General features: G+C 34.8%; 13 protein-coding genes. 3 read left to right on the top strand and 10 right to left on the bottom strand.

What is annotated here, in order from left to right; genetic code table 11:
* Nucleotide 1: 1 nt before the first annotated feature.
* From ACFSSE_RS01610 to ACFSSE_RS01570, 9 genes are all read right to left on the bottom strand, one after another.
* Nucleotides 2-661, bottom strand: a complete 660-nt coding sequence (locus ACFSSE_RS01610; RefSeq protein ID WP_379040877.1) for a GDSL-type esterase/lipase family protein — start codon at nt 659-661, stop codon at nt 2-4.
* A gap of 1 nt (nt 662) precedes the next feature.
* On the bottom strand, nt 663-2,390 hold the full coding sequence (locus ACFSSE_RS01605) for a family 43 glycosylhydrolase (protein ID WP_379040878.1): 1,728 nt from the start codon (nt 2,388-2,390) through the stop codon (nt 663-665).
* A 3-nt stretch (nt 2,391-2,393) separates the two neighbouring features.
* Nucleotides 2,394-3,722, bottom strand: coding sequence for a glucoamylase family protein (locus ACFSSE_RS01600; protein WP_379040879.1), 1,329 nt, complete (start codon nt 3,720-3,722; stop codon nt 2,394-2,396).
* Between the two features lie 8 nt (nt 3,723-3,730).
* Complete coding sequence (locus ACFSSE_RS01595; protein ID WP_379040880.1) at nt 3,731-5,392, bottom strand: glucoamylase family protein; 1,662 nt, start codon at nt 5,390-5,392, stop codon at nt 3,731-3,733.
* A gap of 62 nt (nt 5,393-5,454) precedes the next feature.
* Nucleotides 5,455-6,342, bottom strand: coding sequence for a LamG-like jellyroll fold domain-containing protein (locus ACFSSE_RS01590; protein WP_379040881.1), 888 nt, complete (start codon nt 6,340-6,342; stop codon nt 5,455-5,457).
* Nucleotides 6,343-6,352: 10 nt separating this feature from the next.
* Nucleotides 6,353-7,888, bottom strand: coding sequence for a RagB/SusD family nutrient uptake outer membrane protein (locus tag ACFSSE_RS01585; protein WP_379040882.1), 1,536 nt, complete (start codon nt 7,886-7,888; stop codon nt 6,353-6,355).
* A 20-nt stretch (nt 7,889-7,908) separates the two neighbouring features.
* Nucleotides 7,909-10,920 (bottom strand): SusC/RagA family TonB-linked outer membrane protein, encoded by a 3,012-nt coding sequence (locus ACFSSE_RS01580; RefSeq protein ID WP_379040883.1) that lies wholly within the window; start codon nt 10,918-10,920, stop codon nt 7,909-7,911.
* 252 nt (nt 10,921-11,172) lie between these two features.
* Entirely contained in the window at nt 11,173-14,058 is a 2,886-nt protein-coding gene (locus tag ACFSSE_RS01575; protein WP_379040885.1) for a triple tyrosine motif-containing protein, read from the bottom strand.
* 78 nt (nt 14,059-14,136) lie between these two features.
* The gene (locus ACFSSE_RS01570; protein WP_379040886.1) at nt 14,137-14,814 is read right to left on the bottom strand and encodes an arylesterase; all 678 of its coding nucleotides are present in this window, start codon (nt 14,812-14,814) and stop codon (nt 14,137-14,139) included.
* A 106-nt stretch (nt 14,815-14,920) separates the two neighbouring features.
* On the opposite strand from ACFSSE_RS01570, the gene ACFSSE_RS01565 reads away from it, so the two are divergent.
* The 3 genes from ACFSSE_RS01565 to ACFSSE_RS01555 all read left to right on the top strand — a co-directional run bounded on the left by ACFSSE_RS01565 (nt 14,921) and on the right by ACFSSE_RS01555 (nt 19,137).
* On the top strand, nt 14,921-15,640 hold the full coding sequence (locus ACFSSE_RS01565; RefSeq protein WP_379040888.1) for an ABC transporter ATP-binding protein: 720 nt from the start codon (nt 14,921-14,923) through the stop codon (nt 15,638-15,640).
* A 3-nt stretch (nt 15,641-15,643) separates the two neighbouring features.
* Complete coding sequence (locus ACFSSE_RS01560; protein WP_379040889.1) at nt 15,644-18,220, top strand: ABC transporter permease; 2,577 nt, start codon at nt 15,644-15,646, stop codon at nt 18,218-18,220.
* 80 nt (nt 18,221-18,300) lie between these two features.
* A complete protein-coding gene (locus ACFSSE_RS01555; protein WP_379040891.1) occupies nt 18,301-19,137 on the top strand; it encodes an endonuclease/exonuclease/phosphatase family protein in 837 nt (278 codons plus the stop codon).
* A gap of 472 nt (nt 19,138-19,609) precedes the next feature.
* Here ACFSSE_RS01555 and trhO read toward each other — a convergent pair whose 3' ends face one another.
* A complete protein-coding gene (trhO, locus tag ACFSSE_RS01550; RefSeq protein WP_379040892.1) occupies nt 19,610-20,554 on the bottom strand; it encodes an oxygen-dependent tRNA uridine(34) hydroxylase TrhO in 945 nt (314 codons plus the stop codon).
* Nucleotides 20,555-20,669: the final 115 nt, after the last annotated feature.

The following is a 20,669-nucleotide window of genomic DNA, read 5'->3' as shown; positions in this document are numbered from 1 at the left end:
TTTAATTGTTCTTTAGCAAGTATGGGGTAATTATTTTAATCCAGATATCGTAACCTTTGGCATTCATGTGTAGGTTATCAGCAACAAAAATATCGGTTAAAGGCTTTCCGTTTTCTTGCAACATGGCATCATATACATTAATATAACTGGTGTTTGGTTGCGCTGCCATAAATCTTTCTATCAACTGGTTGGTGTAAGAAAACTCGGGCATCATTTTCTCTCTGGCTACACTTGGTTTCATAGATACAAAACTGATGAGTGCATTTGGCAAATGCTTACGTGTTAAGTTGAAAAGTATTTTAAACCTATCAACCGTAATTTCTGGCGAATTACCTTCTGCAATATCATTCTCGCCACAATAAATCACCACTTGCCTTGGTTGGTAAGGGTATAAAATATCATCGGCATAATGGATCACTTCTGCCAAAGTTGATCCTCCAAAACCTCTGTTAATAGGTTGGTAGCTGGCAAAAGTATTTTCTAAAGCTTTCCAAAAAGTAAAAGACGAACTGCCTATAAAGAGAATACCTCCTTTTGGTGTTTTATTTTGCTGGTCTAATTTTTTAAAATCAACCATGGCATTATCAAAACGGTGTTTTACTTGTGCTTCCGATAAAAAAGCTACAAATAAAAGCATTATTAAAAGATTTATTTTTTTCATACTAATTTGCTTTTAATGGATTTAAAGACTTAGAAACGCCGTTTTGGTTAAAAGATTCGATGCTGAAATAATAAGTTTGGTCAATATTTAAACTTTTTAAATCCAATTGGTTTTCATCATAAACTAACCAAGAATTATACAGCTTATCTGGCGCAATGCCCCATTTAATATTATAACCTTGTGCATCTTTTACTTTATCCCAAGTAAGCATGGCATCTCTTTTATCTGCTTGTCTTATTACTTTGTAATTTTTAACGGTAGCAGGTAATTTTCCTTCTCCTTTTCCAAAAACCCTAAAACCAGAAATGGCTAAATTTGTAGTCGGTACTTTGATATTGTTATATCTTACATACCTTACTTTTTTAGGATTTTCTAATTCTACATAATCATTAGGAACGTCTTTAAAACTGTTTCTTTTATCAATTAAATTGAACCAAGTTTTACCATCTAAAGAACCTTCAACCGTATATCTGTGATACATGCTATCTGGTCTGCCGTATAAATTAGATTTATAATCGTGGTAATTGATTTGAACGGCATACACGTTAGACGCTTTTTCTAAATCAATTTGTAACCATTGTTTAGCATCATTTTTTTGAGCTACCCAAAAAGATTTTACATTTTCATCCGTTACGTGACTTGCTTTGAAAGTATCAATGGTAGATGAAGTGGTTACTGGTTTTTTGTAAGATAATAACATCCAACCTGTAAAATCGCCTTGTTTGCCAGGCAATGAAGGTGCGTAATGCGGATAATCGCCAAAAGAAGTATTGCTATACATTAAGCCATCTTTATCAAACCAAGTTGGAAAAACACATAACCTACGTTCCCAGTTTACATTTACCGATAAAGCCATTGAAGCAAAATGCCAATATTGCCCACCCGGACCAACCACGGTACTTCCATGCCCCGCACCATTGATATAACCTCCTGGTTTGTAAAAAACCGGATTGTTTGGTGCATAAGTATAAGGACCTAAAGGTTTATCGGCCATGTAAACACCATCGCCATACACATTAAATTCTGTGCCTGGTGCGGCATATTGCATATAATATTTTCCGTTATGTTTGGTTAACCAAGCGCCTTCCATATAACCTTCCATTGTGGAGACATGGTTATCTCCAAAACGTTCCCAACCGTGTTTTTCTTCTACCAAATTAAACAGCTCGGCTCTTTTTCCAATTGGAATAAATCTTTCATTTTTATTAAGTTCGATTCCATAAATTGGGTAAAGGTTGGATGAACCCCAAAACATATAAGCTTTATTATCGTCATCAATAAAAAAACTTGGGTCTTGTAAATTAGTTAAAATGGACGGAACCGCTTTCCAATCTCCTTTTTTAGGATTATCGGTATATAATAAACTCATCGCACCAGAGGGATCTCCGGTTACATACAGTACAGAGTCTTTATAATTATGTGCTGCCGGCGCATTAGAACCTTGGAAATACCATTTCTCGGGTTTAATAAAATCCCAATTGGCTAAATCTGATGAATGCCAATAACCTAAAGAGCGAGTGACGAACATATAATATTCTCCACGAAATTCAACTACTGCTGGGTCGGCACCAGAGCGGTAAGAAATGTTTTTGTCCGAATTATAAATCATGTAGGTATAATCCAGATTTATAGGATTGCAATAGGTTTGCATTTGCTGTTGTTGGGCTTTTGTAGTACTTAAAGCACTGCAAAATATTGCGACAAAAAATATATATTTTAATACCCTCATATTTTAATTTTTAAGATGCGGGCTTTCAAATCCAAGTTTTTTTAACCCTGCTTGTACATCTTCATCTTGCATAAAAAGTTTCCATAACAAGCCTGTTCTATAATTTTCTATCATTACCACCTGTGGCCCTTGGTCTATACCCAAATATTTTGTGGGATACCAGTTCTCGGTATCACTAAAGGCATCATAAAAACCATATTTGCCCCACAGCTTATCTTTTTTATTCTCATACCAATAACGCATAGCCGCCATAGATTCTTTTGGGGTATAAACAATTGATGAGATGGCTGCTGTTGGTGCAATTACGCCTTTGTCTTTTTCTGTTTGTGGCGCATGGCCTGCATAACCTTTAACAGAATAGCTAGAGGTTAAACCCCAACTTTGAGAATGATAACCTTTATAACTCAAAGGATTATCTACACACCACTGGTAATTTATTAAAGATTGATTCTTAGCTTCAATACCATAGTCTCCGTAAGCATCTTTTAAACCGTTTGGGTTTAAACCTAAGAAAGAATAGTGTGCCCAAAATAATGGGCCTCCGTTTTTAGATCCTTGATGCTTGAATTGTAACGGAGTATTTTTATAGTTTGATGGCGATTTGATTGCCCCATTTTTAGCCCAACCTTCATCATAAACAATTTTATTTATACCATGTGTAGGCGATGCGGCCGCCATCACATACATCACTAAACATTCGTTAAAACCATATACTGGTAAGTTCATTTTCCATTCGTTTTTTGGGCTCCAGTGCCAATACAAAACGTTTTTTTCATTTCTATACCAATCAAAATCAATTTCCTTCCAAAGTTTATCTGCCAAAGCAGCTAATTCTTTTTCTTTTTGATTGCCGTTTTTGAAGTATTGTTTTACACAAACCAAACCTTGCGCAACAAAAGCAGTTTCTACTAAATCTCCACCATCGTCAAACTTAGAAAATGGTTTAGTTTTACCAGTATCGCCATAAATCCAATGTGGCCAAGCCCCATGAAATCTATCGGCTTTTTCTAAAAAATTTAAGATTTTTGTTAACCTTTCAACTCCAGCATCTCTACTTACAAATTTTCTATCTATACCAGCAATAATGCCCATGATGCCAAAACCCGTAGCACCTGTGGTTACCACAGTGTTTTCATAATCAGGTTGGTCTATATGTAAACGTTCTCTTGCAGCTCCAGAGTTTACTTCTGCACCATCCCAAAAATATTGGAAAGTATGGTACTGAATGGTATCTAAAAGTTGGTTATCTGTTAGTGGTACATTCAGTTTTTTTTTATTAATACTACATGCTGTTAAACAAACAATTAAAACCAAATAAAATATATTCTTCATAATCTAAACTAAATTTTAGGACTTTTAAATCCTAGTTTTACAAGTCCAAGTTTCACCTCTGGACAACTCATAAATAAATCCCAAATAAGTCCAGTACGGTAATTTTCTATCATTACAATTTGTGGTCCTTGGTCAATAGCTAAAAACGAATTTGCAAACCAAGGGTCGCTTAAAGAAAAAGCATCTTTAAAACCATACTCTCCCCAAAGCTTATCACCAAGTTTGTAATAAAAAAATCTTATTGCCTGCAGAGACTCTTGTGGGGTGTAAGGTATAGAACCAATAGCTGCTGTAGGAGCAATATAGCCTCTATCATTGTTTGGAGAGCTTGCGGTATAGCCTCCGTTTATATCACTTGCAGTTAGCCCCCAACAATTTTCACTATAACCGGTAAAGTTTTTAGGATTTACCACACAGTAGTTGTAATTGATTTTACTGTGGGCGACGGTTTGCGTTTCATAATTGGCATAAGCATCTGTTAAACCAATTGGGTTTAAGCCTAAAAAAGAGTAATGTTCAAAAAATAGAGGTCCGCCATTATCGCTACCTAATGGTAAAGTGGTGTTATAAAAAGTACGCCCGTTCCGCATACTGCCATTACCTGCCCAGCCTTCATCATAAACAACTTTAGGGATGGTGTAAGTGCTTGATGATGCAGCCAAAACGTAAACCATTAAAGACTCGTTCCAGCCCCTAATGCGCAAATTAATATCCCAGCCAAAATTTGGGCTCCAGTGCCAATACAAATTGTTTCCTGTACCTTTTGTAAACCAGTTCCACTCCACGTTATTGTACATTTGATTAATGTCTGCCCGCAATTGGGTTTCGATAGGGTTGATACCATTAAAAAACTGTCTTGCAACTAACAATCCTTGCATCAAAAATGAAGTTTCTACCAAATCGGCACCATTATCTTTTGCGCTAAAAGCGATGACCTTACCGGTATTACCGTTAAGCCAATGAGGAAAAACTCCGAGGAAGGTATCGGCAGTTTTTAAGAACCCTACAATTTTTTGTAAGCGAGCCAAGCCTTCGGCTTTGGTAATAAAGTTTCTGTTGATGCCTACCACAATGGACATTATGCCAAAGCCAGAGCCGCCAGTGGTTACCAAGTCTCCAGAGGTGTTTCTTTCTCTGGCTAAACCACTATTAGGATGCCCAAAATCCCAAAAATATTTAAAGGTTTGCCTCTGTATAAGTGTTAGTAATTCATTATCTGTAATACGAGGGAATTTATCATTATCGTTTAAACCAGCCTGTAAAGAAATACGCAAAGGGTTTATTAGTTTTCCTCCACTTTGAGTGGTTAGGGATGCTGGCACCTGAAGTTCATAATTATTAAAAGACTCTAAAGTATTTTGGGTACTTATGCTAAGCACCAAACCATCTGGAGATAAGGTATAATTAATAGGTACATTTTGATTACTAGCTGCTTTTAAGGTAATAAGTGGTAATACTGTTTGTATAATTGGCGCAGTAAAAGTTATCCTTATAATAGGATTTACCTTAACATCTTTATAGGTTAAGGTGCCGTTATAAACTCCATCAACAGTAAATGAAATACTTGCATCTTGTGACTCGGGTGTTTCTGCTTGTTTTTTGCAATTTGTGAAAGCCAAAAAACAAAAAAAAACGATAAGCTTAAAACCTGTTAGACTGCTATTTTTCATTAGATGAGTTATAAATATAAGGCTGCCTAAAACTTTTTTAGACAGCCTTATTAAGTAAATATTTATTTACCTGCTATACCTAAGTTGTAAAGGGCTTTAATATGAGCATCTGGTAATATTGTATTGTAAACACGCATTTCATCTATCTTACCAGTCATGGCCGCAAATGTTACATCGGCATTGGTAGATTTACCTGGTATATTATTGTAATGTGCACCAATAATAATCTCTCCTGGTTCGTAGGATTTAAATAAATTATTACCTACACCACGGTTATTAAAAGAACCAATATTCACACCGTCGCCAAAAATATTAAATACACCTGTTGTACCATCGTAACGTAATACCAAATGAGTCCATTTATCAGCACCAATTATAGGTGATAAACTATTGTTTAAATTATCTTGTGACCCACCACCAACAGTTGTAAATCTTGGACCTACTCTTAATATATTTGTAGTTGTAGACGGGAAACTATTTGTGTTTAACCTAAAATCTAAACTCCCGTTAAAAATACCGGGACGAGCTATAGTAAATAGCATCGTTCTTTTAGATCCGTTATTCAAAATCTGAACCCAAGAACTTATTGTAAAACTTTTTAAAGAATCGGTTTTAAAGGCGTTTAATTGTGTAGCATAATAAAGATAGCCAGCGCTTAAATTTAATGCTTTCCCTTTTACGCCGCCATCTACTAGGGAGCTATTTACAGCTGTTGTAGGTGCAACACCACTTTTAGTCTCTTTATTATCAGTATCAAAACTCCAATAAGCCACCAAGTTTTTGGGATAAACTTCATCCGAACTTAAATAACCATCAATTTTACCTTCGTAACTGCTTGCCGACACACTTGGTAAATTGTTTGGGTTACCATCCTTTTTACAAGATGAAACAGCAATAACCATTGCACCTAGTACAAATAAATTATATATATTATATTTTAAATTTCTCATTTTTTTAAAATTAATAGCCAGGATTTTGAGTTAAAACACCTCTACTTAAATCTCTTTGAACTTGCGGTACGGGTAAAAGCTCATGTTTATTTGGAACAAACGCTTTACCATGGTTTTGCATCACAACAGCAACAGTTCCCCATCTTACCAAATCAAAAAAGCGTTCATGCTCCATTGCAAATTCTATTCTGCGTTCGAAATGAATTGCATCACGTAAGAGCGTTTGATCTCTTGTGGTAACATCTGGTAAAGTACCTGCAACTGCCCCTCTTCTTGCTCTTGCTCTTATGCTATTTAAAGCAGCAAGTGCATCTGTAGTATTTTGTGTACCACCAATTTCATTACTTGCTTCTGCATACATCAAAACAACATCTGCATAACGTAAAAGCCTAACATTGTTCCAAAAAGCAGAGCGACTATTTACTTGAGTTTGACGGGATCTAGGGCTTGAAACTTTATTGTTGTATCTTGGGTTTGGTAAGCCTGCCGGAACAGCTTCGCCGTAAAGAGAAGTACCACCGCTGTATAAAATAGTTCTCGCCTTACGCGGATCGTTTGGCTCATAAGCAGCATCTAAAGCTGTGCTAGGTACGTTAAAGCCCCATCCTAAATTCCAATCACCAGCGCCCCTTACTCCTTGAACTTGAGAATATTGAGAGCCGAAAATCGTAGGGTTTGCAGCATCTGCAGTAGCTTGCACTTCTAATATAGACTCTCTAGAATTTTCGCCAGCTTCTTCAAAAATATCACGATACGAAACAGATAAGTCATACTCTCCAGATTTCATTACCAAATCTGCAGCAGCTTGTGCTTGCGCCCATTTACCCTGTGTTAAATACACCTTGGCTAACAATCCATTTGCAGCACCAGCTGTAATTCTGCCAATAAACCTTCTATCATAGGCAGATTTTTGCAATAAATTTGCAGCGGCAAAGCGTAAATCGTTTTCAATAAATGCGTAAACTAAAGAAGGCGCACTACGTGGCACATTGGTTGAACCTACGGTACCAGTTGTTACGCTATCTATAATAGGTACTGCACCAAAAGAACGTACCATCATAAAATAAGCATAGGCTCTAAAAAATTTAGCTTGTGCTTCTGCATCTATTTTAAGAGATGGAGCCGTATTTGGATTTGGATCATTTTTAATCCTGTCCAAAATAAAGTTAGCACTAGAAATTAATCTAAAATGGCCTAACCAAAAACCATTAATTAAACCGTTAGCAGGAGTCATGGTAAAAGCATCCATTTCTTGTAATGTTGCACCATCTGATGGAGTGCTACCTTTATCAGCATCATCACTTCTTATATTGGTTATACCAACAAATGCCTGCACTGTAACATCAAAATTTCTAAGGTCTGAATATGCTCCGTTTATAAACTGATCATAAGGACCAGCGCCACCAGGAAAAGGATAATTGTCTATATTGTACTCACCTTGAGTGCGCAGATCTAAGAAGTTTCTTTGACAAGCACCAAGAGTTAGAGCAACCACCAATGTACCAAGTACAAAATGGCCAAATTTCAGCTTTAAAAATGTTTTCATTTTATATCTTATTTTAATGATTAAAAATTCAAATTAAGTCCAACGGTATAAATAGCTGGAATTGGATATACGCCATTATCAGCACCACCACCTAAAATGCTACCCACAGAAGCTTCAGGTGTGTAACCCGTTGCTTTGGTCCAAGTTTTTAAGTTTTGACCACTTACAAAAACACGAATATTTGATAATCCTAATGCTGTTAATTGCTTCTTATTAAAAGTATAACCTAATTGCAATGTTCTTAACCTAAAGTAGTCTCCTGGCTCTAAAAAATAACTACTCATAAAATAATTATTTGGTCTAGTACTATCTAAAATTGGCTCAATATTGCTAGAACCAGGTGTGGTATAAGCATTAAGTCGGTTACTTTCATAATTTACTACAGCAAAACGCTGGGTTCTGCGTTGAGTATATATAAAATTACCTGCAACACCTTGTCCTTCTGCAAGAAAATCAAAATTTTTGTAGCTAAATGATAAGTTTATTCCGTATAAAAAATCTGGTAATGGCGAACCTAAATTTATCCGATCATCTTGTGTAAGTACCCCATCACCATTAGTATCTTCATATGAAATATCGCCCGGTAGAGAATTTGGGAAAGTGGCTACATTATCCATATCAGCTGTTGATTGATAGATGCCTGTTTGGCGGAAGCCAAAGAAGTGACCAATGGATTCTCCACTAACAGTTCTGTTTACGCCTCCGTTACCGAATAAGCCAAAATTGAAGTTATTACCAATAGACTCTACTTTGTTTTTATTATAACTAAAATTAGGATTTACACTATATGTAAAATCATTTCCAACTTTATCTTTCCAACCTAAAGCAACTTCTATACCTTTATTACTAATATTTCCCATATTTGTTCTTAAATTTAATGACTCACTTGGCTGTATAACATTGGTTAAAATATCTTTAGTTGTTCTGTTATAAATTGCAACGTCAAAGTTCAATCTACTATTAAGTGCAAGTCCTTCAAAACCAAAATCAATACCTCTTACTACTTCCCATCGTAAATTAGGATCGGCAATGTAAGCAGGAGAAACAGAAGTAAACACGTTATCTCCAAAAACACCAACATCAGTAATGCTTACACCAGGTAAATACAAGTTTTCAGCGAAACCTTGTGCGTTACCTAAAGTACCCCAAGAACCTCTGAACTTTAAAAAATCAATCCCTTTAATATTAGATTTAAAAAAACCTTCTTCACTAATAACCCAACCTAAACCAACGCTACCAAAAGTCCCCCATCTGTTTTGTGGCGCAAATTTCGAAATACCATCTCTCCTTACCGAAGCGTTTACAAGGTACTTATTATCAAAAGCATAATTTACTCTACCAAAATAAGAAAGTTGGGAAGTTTCTGTACCTCCGCCACCAAGAGAAGGCGCTGGATTTGAGTTATTCACTATATCAATATACCAAAAATCTGGATGGTTTGGAATATTTAGTGTGGTGTCTCTTCTGCTACCGCTAACGTTTTGGCCAGCCCTATATAAAGAACTGAAACCTGCTAAAGTGGTAACTTTATGTTTTTCTTTAAATGTTTTATCGTACGTTATTGTATGATCTTGCTGATAACTCCTAGACTCTCCCTGATTCTGATTAACGCTAGTTCTAACATTTCTATCAAAAAAGCTTTCCGTTTGCGCCAAACCTTCACCTAAATTTATCAACGTAAACGGTAAAGGGCTATAGCCTCTAGACCCAGTAAAACGCATGTCCGCATTAAAAGATGACCTAATCTTAAAATCTTTTAACACTTTTAACTCGCCATAAACCGTACCTATTGCAAAGTAATTTTTGTTAACAGATGTTCTGTCATTACGGTTTAAGTTAGCAATTGGGTTACCAACTTGTGCCCTTTGAAAACTTGGCATGCTGTAATAAGTGTTTTCATCTAACTGTACGGGTGCAATTGGCGCTGCCCATAATGCGTTACTTAAACTTACAGCCGTTGGATTAAAAGAGGTACGAGAACCAGTAAAATTTGCTCCCAACTTAAAATTATCTGTTGGACGTATTTCTTGGTTAAATCTCACATTGTAACGATCGTAACTTCCGTTTTTAACCACTCCATCTTGTGTATTATAACCCAAATTTATAAGGGTTGAAGATTTACCTGAATTTGTAGAAACCGTTAAATTATTATTAGACATTGGTGCAGTTTGCATGATCAAATCTTGCCAGTCTGTGTCTGCTGTATAATTTGTATAATCGAACGGAGCAGCATTAAGGTTTGCCAATTGTGCGTTATACAAACGCTTAAAATCAGCTGCGTTTACTACATCAATTTTATCCACAATTTTTTGGATACCAGCAGAAGATTGGAAAGCAATAGTAGTTTTGCCTTCTCCCGCTTTTTTAGTAGTAATAACTATAACACCGTTACCACCTTGTACACCAAAAATTGCAGTTGAAGATGGATCTTTTAAAACCTCAATGCTTTCAATATCATTTTGGTTAAGATAATCAATCGTATTTTGAATAATACCATCAACCACATAAATTGGATTAGCAGAGTTGGTGCTATTTACACCTCTAATACGAACCACAGGTGAAGCACCAGGTGAGCCCCCATTTACGATAGTTAAACCTGCAACCTTTCCTTGTAAACTTGCAATTGGACTTAAGTTAGGAGATTTGCTAATCTCTTCTCCGCTTATTGAAGTGATTGAACCAGTTAAATCTCTCTTGCGTTGAGAACCGTAACCGATAACCACTACTTGATCTAATGCTTGATTTGAAGACATCAATTGAACATTGATGGAGGTTTTTCCACTCACCGAGATTTCTTGAGTTGTAAAGCCAAGATAGGTGAATACCAATGTGCCATTGCTAGGCACTGTAATAGCGTAATTACCATTTACATCTGTTTGTGTGCCAATGGTTGAATTTTTAACGCTTACGCTTACTCCAATAAGTGTTTCATTTCTTGCATCAGTTACCTTACCGGTAATTCTAACATCTTGTGCCGAAACATAAATAAAAGAGAAAAGACATAGCAGTAATAGTAAAGCTTTTCGTTTCATAATTTTTGTTGAATTAATATTAATTGGTTATGTAAAATTGATACCATTTACACTATAAACCAAAAAAACCACCTCAACATCACTACATCATGCTTTAATTTGTTGCAAAAAATACGACTTAAAAAGTGGTCATAAATAGAAATAAAGCCTTTTTAAGAACCAATGAAAGTTTTTTTAACTACATCAAGCATTACAGTTAAATCTTAATAAAAAAATATTTAGTGTACACATTTGAGAGGTAATGATGTAGTGCTAAAGCTCGATTAAAAACTCGTTCAAGTTTTTATCATGAGGTAAATTTAATTTTTTTCTTAACCTGTACCTTCTAATTTCAACTCCTCTAACACTAATATTTAATAAGGAAGCCATCTCTTTGCTGCTCATATTCATTCTTAAATAAGCGCAAAGTTTTAAGTCATTCGGCACAAGATCTGGGTGTTCTGCTTTTAGTTTTTTAAAGAAGTTTTCGTGGGTTTCGTTAAAGCTGGTTTCAAATAAATTCCAATCTCTTTCGTCATTCATTCCTTCGTCAATAATCTTTTGGAGGCGTTTTAATTGGTCATCTCCAAGTTTTTTGCCTTGGGCATCTTTCAGGTTGGCTATATCTTCTTTAATTTTTTGCAATAATTCATTTTTATAAACAATGTTCATTGCCGAGTTGGTCACTTCTCTGCCTTTACTATCTATCTCGGCTTGTAACTTTTCAGTTTTTAACTTAATCAATTTTTGCTCGTTAATTAAAGCCTCTTCTTTTAAATGTTCATCTCGCTCTTTTTGAAGCTTTAACTGAATTTCTGCTTCATGTTTACTCAACTTTTTAAAATACCATACTCTAATATAATAAACTGCTATTATCAGTAGTAAAAAGTAAAAAAGCATAGCCCAAACTGTGGCATAAAAAGGTGGTAATACCTCAAAACTAAAGCTCGATATTTCAGATAAAGAACCATCATTCACAACTGCCCTTACTTTAAAAGTGTAATTGCCATAAGGTAAATTGGTAAAGTCCTTTTGGGTAGCGTTTGTCCATGATGACCAGTTATTGGTAAAACCATCTAAAAGATATTGGTACTTAATTTTCCCCTGCCTGTAAAAAGGCAAACTATAAGTTATTCTAATGCTGTTTTGCGCATACTTAAGCTCTATTTGTTTTGAAAATGTTGGGTTTTCTGTAATGAGGTAGTTATTTGCAGCTATGTTTTCTACCCTACCAATAATAAGCTTAGGCAATACTTTCGGTTTTTGCATTAAACTTTGTTTGTTATAAATCACAAAACCATCATCAACACTTATTAAAAAAAGATTATCGTTTATTTTCGAAATGTTTTCATAATCTTGAACCATTCTTCCGTTTAAAACATTAAACATGCTAGAATCTAAAGTAAATTTTCCGGATTGTGTAAAATTGGCTAATGCTACTTTGCCATGGTCTATAAACCAATATCTTTTATCATCAGCTTTAATCACTTTATTGGATGGTGCAAAGCTTTTTAATTTTGAATTCAGTTCTCCGTATGGCGTAAAAAAATCACTTATATCGTTGTAAACATAAAATCCTTTTGATGATGAAAATATAATTTTACCATCTAAATTAAAAGTATTGGTTTGATAAGTAGTTGGTAATCCAGCTGTTTCATCGTAGGCTTTTACACGCTTAGCAGTTAGTAAATCTTCGGTTAAGTTTATTTTATAAACTCCTTTGTAAGGATGGCTTACCCAAATGTTGCCCCTATCGTCCTGTTCAACATACCTACTGGGTTCTCTAAATCCTGCAACCTTATGCGAAAAGGAATATCCGTTGGCCGTTTTGTTGTAAATAATTAGACCTGTATATGTTCCCTGTATCAGCTTATCTGGATATAGTTTCATCCGTTTAATTGTCCAGCCACCGCTTATATCAGCAATTTTTTGAATAACACCGTCTTTAACCAAATAAGTACCGTTATTATGACCACAAAAAAGTTGATTGTCAAAAACGGATAAATCCCAAACCTGGCCTTGAGAATTAGGAATAAATTTAAAATTAAATGATTGGCGATTGTTTTTAGCAGTATTCCAACTGCTATAATATAAACCTTGGTTTGTACCTAAATAGATATTGCCATTATAAATTATACTAGAATAAACGGTTCCAAATTCCCCATTTTTATCAAAAAAGAAATATAATGGGGAGTTTAATTCAACCCTATCAATGCCATTATCTAAACCTACCCAAAGGTTTTCTAAACTATCTGCATATAAACTTAAAGCAGTATTATTTTGCAAACCGCTTGATTTATTGATATGCTGCAAAATATTACCGTTTTGATTTACAATAATTATACCGTTTAAAATAGTACCGTAGGCATAGTATTTACCGAAAACTTTTACCCCATTATTTAGTTGATAGGTTTTTAGAAAATCACTTGCTTCATTTTTCCACGCAGTAAAGTTTAACCCATCATATATAAAAAGTCCATTTTTTGCAGTGCCAATAATAAATTTATTATCTCCAAAAGGCATTACGGAAAGTACTCCGTTAATTTCTGAACGGTTATTGTTTGGTATTTGAAAAAGTTTTTTTCCTTTAAGCTCGTAAAGCCCATTTTTAGATACTTCTACAAAAAACCTATTTCCAGCTTTTAATAAAAACAGAAAAGATCCTTTACCTTCTACCAATTCTATTTTATTGTTTTGATAGATATAAATATTAGCAAAGCTTTGAAAAATAACCCGGTCGCCATCTACATAAATCTTCCAAATTTCGTTGTTTAGTGTGGTTTTATCTTTCACCAAATTTTTTAACGAATGATATTTAAGTATGCCTTCCTGATTATATTCCCAGTAACCGAATTCTCCAAAACTACCGGTATAAATTCTTCCTTTGTGATCAGTAGCAACAGACCGAACGATTAAATCATTTGGCAATTCATGTGTTTGCCAAAACTTGCCATCAAAAGATAGCAGTCCGTCTGCATTACCAAAATAAACAATGCCATTATTACCTTTAGCAATTGCCCAATTTTGGTTACCCGCTTGGTAGCTTGACTTAAAAAAATTTTCAACATAAGGCACTCCAATATTTTGTATGTTTTGTGCAAAAACATGCAATACTGAAATAAAGATATAAATGGCAAAAGCTAAAACTCTAAGCTTCATTGGTTATTAAATGAATACTAATTTACAATTTTAACCCAAATATGGTATATCATTGGAGTAAAACACACTCAAAATATTTTATTTAAGCGCAGGTGCTAATTTGCTCCACACGTTTTCTGCTAATATTTTTTGTCCTTCTTTTGTGGGGTGTATCCCGTCTTTTTGGTTAAGCGATGCAATTCCACCAACATTTTCTAATAAAAAAGGAACAAAAATCATATCGTTCTTTTTTGCTAGCAAACTAAAAGTCTCCTTAAAATCTTGAGTATATTTTTGGCCCATGTTAGGAGGCATTTGCATACCTTCCATCACCAAAATTGCATTAGGATATTTCTGCTTAACCTTGTCAATTATAGCTTGTAGGTTTGCCCTAGTTTCATCTGTTGATATTCCTCTTAAACCATCGTTTGCTCCTAATTCTAATACAAAAACATCAATAGGTTGTTTTAAAAGCCAATCTATTCTACTTTTACCCCCGGCAGATGTTTCACCACTTAAACCACCATTAATTACTTTATAGTTTAGGTTTAAAGAATCAATTTTTTGCTGAATTAATGCAGGATAAGCCTCAGATTGTTCTAAACCTAAGCCAGCAGTTAAGCTTGTTCCAAAAAATAATATATTCTTGGCTGCAACGTTAGCTGTTTTCTGGCTTTCGGCCTGTGCTTTTTCTTCGTTCTGGGATTTATTAGATTGATTTCCACAAGCCACAGCAAACAAAGTGATGAATAATAAAGTTGAAGTAATTCGTAACATAATTATATATTAAAATCAAAAATGAGCTTTAAATGTTAAAACCTATCATTTAAACAGATATTTTAGCCATTAGTTTAAATAATCATCGTATCAATAATCTGACCGAATGCAAGATTTCAATATTTTAGACATCAGAAACGTTAATAAAACATATATAAGCGCAGGAAAATCTTTGCAAGTGCTCCATAATATCAATTTTTTTGTAAAAAAAGGATCGTCTCTTGCTATTACAGGTGCATCCGGAAGTGGAAAAACAACTTTATTAGGTTTGTGTGCAGGTTTGGATAAAGCTACAGAAGGCAACGTTATTTTAAACGGTATTGATTTAAAAGGCTTAACTGAAGATGAGTTAGCCGCTGTAAGAAACCAGCATATTGGCTTTATTTTCCAAAATTTTCAGTTAATGCCCACTTTAACCGCATTAGAAAACGTGATGGTTCCGTTAGAATTGCGTAGAGAAAAGAATATTAAAACTATTGCTTTAGACTTATTGGATAAAGTTGGACTGGCAGATCGTTCTCATCATTACCCTATTCAACTTTCAGGCGGTGAGCAACAGCGGGTTTCTTTGGCCAGAGCTTTTTCTACCAAGCCGGCAATTTTATTTGCCGATGAACCTACCGGGAATTTAGATGGTGAAACCAGTGTTAAGATTGAGCAACTTTTGTTTGATTTAAATACCCAAGCAGGCACAACTTTGGTAATTGTTACCCACGATTTAGAACTTGCCGCTAAAACCAATAGAATCATCAAAATTAAAAATGGCGAAATTATTAGCGATGAACCTACTCTTGAAAATCCTACAATCATCAATCAAACTGTTTAAATTGTGAATAATCAGAGAAAAGGAATTGATTTTGCTTGGGTTTTAAAAATGGCCTGGCGAGATAGTCGGAAAAATAAATCAAGGTTATTACTATTTATATCTTCTATTGTTTTGGGAATAGCCGCTTTGGTGGCGGTATATTCTTTTAGAGATAATTTAGAGCGAGATATTGATAGCCAAGCCAAATCTTTAGCTGGTGCCGATTTAACTTTTGAAAGTAGAAAACCCGCTGAAAAAGATTTCGCTAAATTATTAGATACGCTAGGCGATGAGAGAAGTACCGAAAGAAGCTTTGCATCTATGGTTTACTTTATTAAAAACCAAAATAGCAGGCTGGTACAAATAAAAGCATTACAAGGAAATTACCCATTTTATGGCGAAATAGAAACCAAACCAATATCCGCAGCAAGAGCTTTTCAGAAAGGAAGAAGTGCCATTGTTGACCAAACATTGATGCTTCAATACGGTGCTAATGTTGGCGATTCTATTAAAGTTGGGTCACTCAATTTCGAAATTGCTGGGGCCTTAGAAAAAGCACCAGGTCAAACCGGTATCACTGCTGCTGTTGCGCCAGTGGTTTACATTCCATTACAATATTTAGAAGAAACAGGCTTAACACAAATTGGTAGTAGAATTCAGTACAAATACTATTTCAAGTTTAAAGATGCAAAAGCGGTTGATAAAGTTATAAAAAGCTTAGAGCCAAAAGCAGAAAAAGCTGGTTTTGAGATAGAAACCATTGCCTCAACAAAAGAAAGTACAGGGCGGTCTTTTAAAGATTTAAGTAAGTTTTTAGCCTTAGCAGGCTTTATTGCCCTTTTATTAGGCTGTATTGGTGTTGGTAGCGCTATCCATGTTTATATCAAAGAAAAACTGAGTGCCATTGCTACTTTGCGCTGTTTAGGCGTAAAAGCAAAAGAAGCGTTTTTAATCTTTTTATTACAGGTTTTCTTTTTAGGTTTATTAGGCGGCATTTTAGGAACCGCTTTAGGCACCGCAATCCAATTTTTACTGCCTACCGTTTTAAAAGATTTTTTACCAGTAGAAATTTCCATGCAAATTTCATGGTCGGCAATTGCGCAAGGCATAGGTTTGGGTATTGTTATTTCCATTTTGTTTGCCTTACCCGCATTATTAAGTGTGCGTAAGATATCACCATTAAATGCACTAAGAGCATCTTTTGAGAGTAATAACAACAAATTCGATTTGCAAAAAGGATTGGTTTATGCACTCATTTTTTTGTTTGTATTTGGCTTTACCTATTTACAAATGGGCAGTTGGTTGCAGGCATTAGCGTTTACGGGAAGTATAATTATTGCCTTTATACTGCTATTTATCATTTCGCAATTGTTAATGTGGTTGCTAAAAAAATCCATTCCGCAGTCTTTAGCTTATGTGTGGCGACAAGGTTTTGCAAATCTATATCGGCCAAATAATCAAACTTTAATGCTAACAGTGTCAATTGGTTTATCTACTGCATTTATTTGTACGCTGTTTTTTGTACAGGGAATTTTAATTAAAAGTGTAACGCTTGCATCCGGAAATGACCAGCCAAATATGGTTTTGTTTGATATTCAGCCCGACCAAAAAGATAGCATAGCAAAAGTTACCAAGCAATTTAATTTGCCAGTTATCAATCAAGTTCCAATTGTTACCGTAAGAATTGAATCTATAAATGGCAAAAACGCTACAGATTTAGCTGTTGCTGATAGCTTATCTTCAGAAAAAAACAAAAAAGAAGAAGGCGAACCATCACAAAGAGCTTTTAGAGGCGAATTGAGAGTAACTTTTCAAGATACTTTAACACAGGCAGAAAAAATAACAGATGGTGAATGGGTTGGCAAGATTACAAAGCCAACAGAACCGGTTTACGTTTCTTTAGAACAAAAATACGCCGAAAGAATTAAAGTAGAAGTTGGCGATAAGATAGTATTCAACGTTCAGGGAGTATTGTTGCCCACCGTAGTTGGAAGTTTAAGAGAAGTAAACTGGAACCGCATGCAAACCAATTTTAGGGTTGTTTTTCCGGCAGGAGTTTTGGAAGAAGCACCACAATTTCATGTATTGATGACTAACCTACCTGATAGCAAAGCCTCTGCAGGCTATCAAACAGCTATTGTAAAAGCTTTTCCAAATGTTTCTATGATTGATTTAAAACTCATTCTAAAAGTTTTGGACGAATTGCTTTCTAAAATTGGTTTTGTTATTAGATTTATGACCGCTTTTAGCATGGCAACAGGCTGGATTGTATTAATAGCCTCAGTTATGATTAGTAAAAACCAAAGATTACAAGAAAGCATTTTGCTACGAACATTAGGTGCAAGCAGAAAACAAATATTAACCATTACGGCATTAGAGTATTTATTTTTGGGAATAATTGCAAGTGCAACCGGAATAATACTGGCACTTGTTGGTAGTTGGGCTTTAGCTGTATTTAGTTTTAATAGCACTTTCACACCAGATATATTGCCCATTCTTGTACTGTTTTTAATTATTTTGGCTTTGGTAGTGCTAACGGGAGTTCTAAGTAGCAGAAAAGTATTGTATCGCCCGCCTTTAGAAGTATTAAGAAATCAATAACGTAACCTAAATTTAATTTTTAGTTTTATTTTATAAACTAAATTTGGACTATTATTTATCAAATTTTAAATCAAAACACCATGAAAAAAATTACGCTCACTAGTTTGTTGTTTTTAGTTATCCTATCTGTAAATGCACAAAACTTTACAGTAGGTACTTTTAATTTACGTTTACAAAACACATCTGATGTTGGTAATTTATGGGCCGATAGATCAAATGCGGTAAGTGATTTAATCAGATTTCATGATTTTGATGTTTTAGGCACACAAGAAGCTTTTAAAAACCAATTACAAGATGTTTTAACTGCTTTACCAGATTATGTTGTTTATGGCAAAGGGCGTGATGACGGAAAGGATGCTGGTGAGCACTCTGCAATTTTATACAAAAAAGACAAATTTGAACTACTAAACCAAGGAGATTTTTGGTTATCAGAAACGCCAGAACAACCAAGTTTAGGTTGGGATGCTACTTGTTGCAAAAGAATATGCTCTTGGGTTTTATTAAAAGACAAAAAAACCAAAAAGTCGTTTTATGTTTTTAATGCCCATTATGATCATCAAGGAGTAATTGCTCGTAAAGAAAGCAGTAAACTTATTTTGGCAAAAATAAAAGAAATAGCGGGTAACAAACCTGCTATTTTTATGGGCGATTTAAACGGAAACCACAGTAGCGACCCCTATAAAATAATTGCAGAAAGTAATTTATTAACCGATAGCTACACGCAAGTAAAATATCCTTATGCAAATAATAATTCTTTTCAAAATTTTGGTAAATCAGTAAAAGGCACAGCTATTATAGACCATGTTTTTGTGAGTAAGCATTTTATTACTAATAAATGGGGTGTTTTAAGTGATACTTATCAAGGTAAATATCCATCGGATCATTGCCCTGTTTTGGTTAAATTGGCTTTAAAATAGAGCTTTTAGGGTTATTTAACCACAGAGAAACGGAGTTTTTATTTAACCACAGAGGGAACAAAGTTTTACACAGAGTGAACAAAGTTTTGAAGGATTATCCGACTGTTAAGAATCTGCGAAAATCTGCGAGATCTGCGGGAGAAAAATTAACACACCTCTATTTCTTTTTGGTGAAAATGTTTTAACCACAGAGAACTCGGAGGGCACAGAGTTGGGTGTTTAAAGATTCATTCAACCGCAAAGGAAATGGAGTTTTTTGAAGGATTATCCGACTGTTAAGAATCTGCGAAAATCTGTGAGATCCGAGGGAGAAAAATTAACACACATCTATTTCTTTTTGGTGAAAATGTTTTAACCACAAAGAACTCGGAGAACACAGAGTTGGGTGTTTTAACTAATACAAGGAAATAAACGTTACAAAATAGGTATCCATAAAACAAAAAAACCTTAATTTCTTAAGGTTTTTTTGTTTTTATACTCTAGCAACTTTAGGTGCTACCGGTTGCGGAATTTTAACATAATAACCAGTACCATCATAAGGACGTTTACGCGGATGCTCTTTACAATGAATAGAGCAAGCGCCGTCTAATTCTTCTCCACATGCTGCACATTGTGTAAAGTGCTTATTACACTCTGGGTTTGCACAGTTAATCATTTTTGGAGTAGTTGTACCGCAATTGCCGCAAGTAGAAATAAGCACAGGGTTTACCTTATTCACATCAACCGCTAAACGGTTATCAAAAACATAACATTTACCTTCAAAATCTTTTCCATCGGCTTCCTTTCCATATTTTACTATACCTCCATGTAACTGGTAAACATCGTTAAAACCTTCTTTCAATAATAGTGCAGATGCTTTTTCGCATTTAATGCCACCAGTACAATAGGTTAAAATCTTTTTGTCTTTATATTGAGCCAGCTCATTTATCATGGCTGGAAAATCTCTAAAATTATCAATATCTAAAGTGACTGCATTTTTAAATTTGCCCATTTTATGCTCATAATTTGAGCGTACATCTAAAACAACCACGTCATCGCGGTCTTTCATTTCTGCAAATTCTTTAGGCTCTAAATATTTACCAGTTTGCTTAGTTGGGTCAATATAATTAGGGTTCTTTAAACCCGAATAAACTATTTCAGATTTATACCTTACATGTATTTTAATAAAAGAAGGTTCATTAACCTCATCAATTTTAAACTCGGTAGCATTAAATCTGCCATCGGCATAAACATAATCCATGTAAGCCTTACAAGCTTCAACAGTACCAGAAACGGTTCCGTTAATACCTTCATCGGCAATAATTACACGACCTTTTAAGCCATGTGCTTTACAAAATTTTAAATGTTGTGCGGTGTATTGCTCCCCATCCTGGATGTGGCTATAGCAATAATAAAGAAGTGTTTGGTAAGCTTTCATATTTCATTGATATCGCTGTAAACGATGTTAAATGAGCAGCAAAGATATTAAAAACGTTATAAACCAACCAAATATTTATGTGTTACTCGTCACTTTTGATGATTTAGCACTGAAA

Source organism: Pedobacter alpinus (genome assembly GCF_042684645.1).
Classification (GTDB): Bacteria; Bacteroidota; Bacteroidia; order Sphingobacteriales; family Sphingobacteriaceae; genus Pseudopedobacter; species Pseudopedobacter alpinus.
This window is presented reverse-complemented; position numbering and strand designations above follow the sequence as displayed.

Bases quoted from the DNA above. Each gene is read 5' to 3' on its own strand.
- ACFSSE_RS01610 (WP_379040877.1), bottom strand. From the start codon at position 661: ATGAAAAAAATAAATCTTTTAATAATGCTTTTATTTGTAGCTTTTTTA.
- ACFSSE_RS01605 (WP_379040878.1), bottom strand. From the start codon at position 2,390: ATGAGGGTATTAAAATATATATTTTTTGTCGCAATATTTTGCAGTGCT.
- ACFSSE_RS01600 (WP_379040879.1), bottom strand. From the start codon at position 3,722: ATGAAGAATATATTTTATTTGGTTTTAATTGTTTGTTTAACAGCATGT.
- ACFSSE_RS01595 (WP_379040880.1), bottom strand. From the start codon at position 5,392: ATGAAAAATAGCAGTCTAACAGGTTTTAAGCTTATCGTTTTTTTTTGT.
- ACFSSE_RS01590 (WP_379040881.1), bottom strand. From the start codon at position 6,342: ATGAGAAATTTAAAATATAATATATATAATTTATTTGTACTAGGTGCA.
- ACFSSE_RS01585 (WP_379040882.1), bottom strand. From the start codon at position 7,888: ATGAAAACATTTTTAAAGCTGAAATTTGGCCATTTTGTACTTGGTACA.
- ACFSSE_RS01580 (WP_379040883.1), bottom strand. From the start codon at position 10,920: ATGAAACGAAAAGCTTTACTATTACTGCTATGTCTTTTCTCTTTTATT.
- ACFSSE_RS01575 (WP_379040885.1), bottom strand. From the start codon at position 14,058: ATGAAGCTTAGAGTTTTAGCTTTTGCCATTTATATCTTTATTTCAGTA.
- ACFSSE_RS01570 (WP_379040886.1), bottom strand. From the start codon at position 14,814: ATGTTACGAATTACTTCAACTTTATTATTCATCACTTTGTTTGCTGTG.
- ACFSSE_RS01565 (WP_379040888.1), top strand. From the start codon at position 14,921: ATGCAAGATTTCAATATTTTAGACATCAGAAACGTTAATAAAACATAT.
- ACFSSE_RS01555 (WP_379040891.1), top strand. From the start codon at position 18,301: ATGAAAAAAATTACGCTCACTAGTTTGTTGTTTTTAGTTATCCTATCT.
- trhO (WP_379040892.1), bottom strand. From the start codon at position 20,554: ATGAAAGCTTACCAAACACTTCTTTATTATTGCTATAGCCACATCCAG.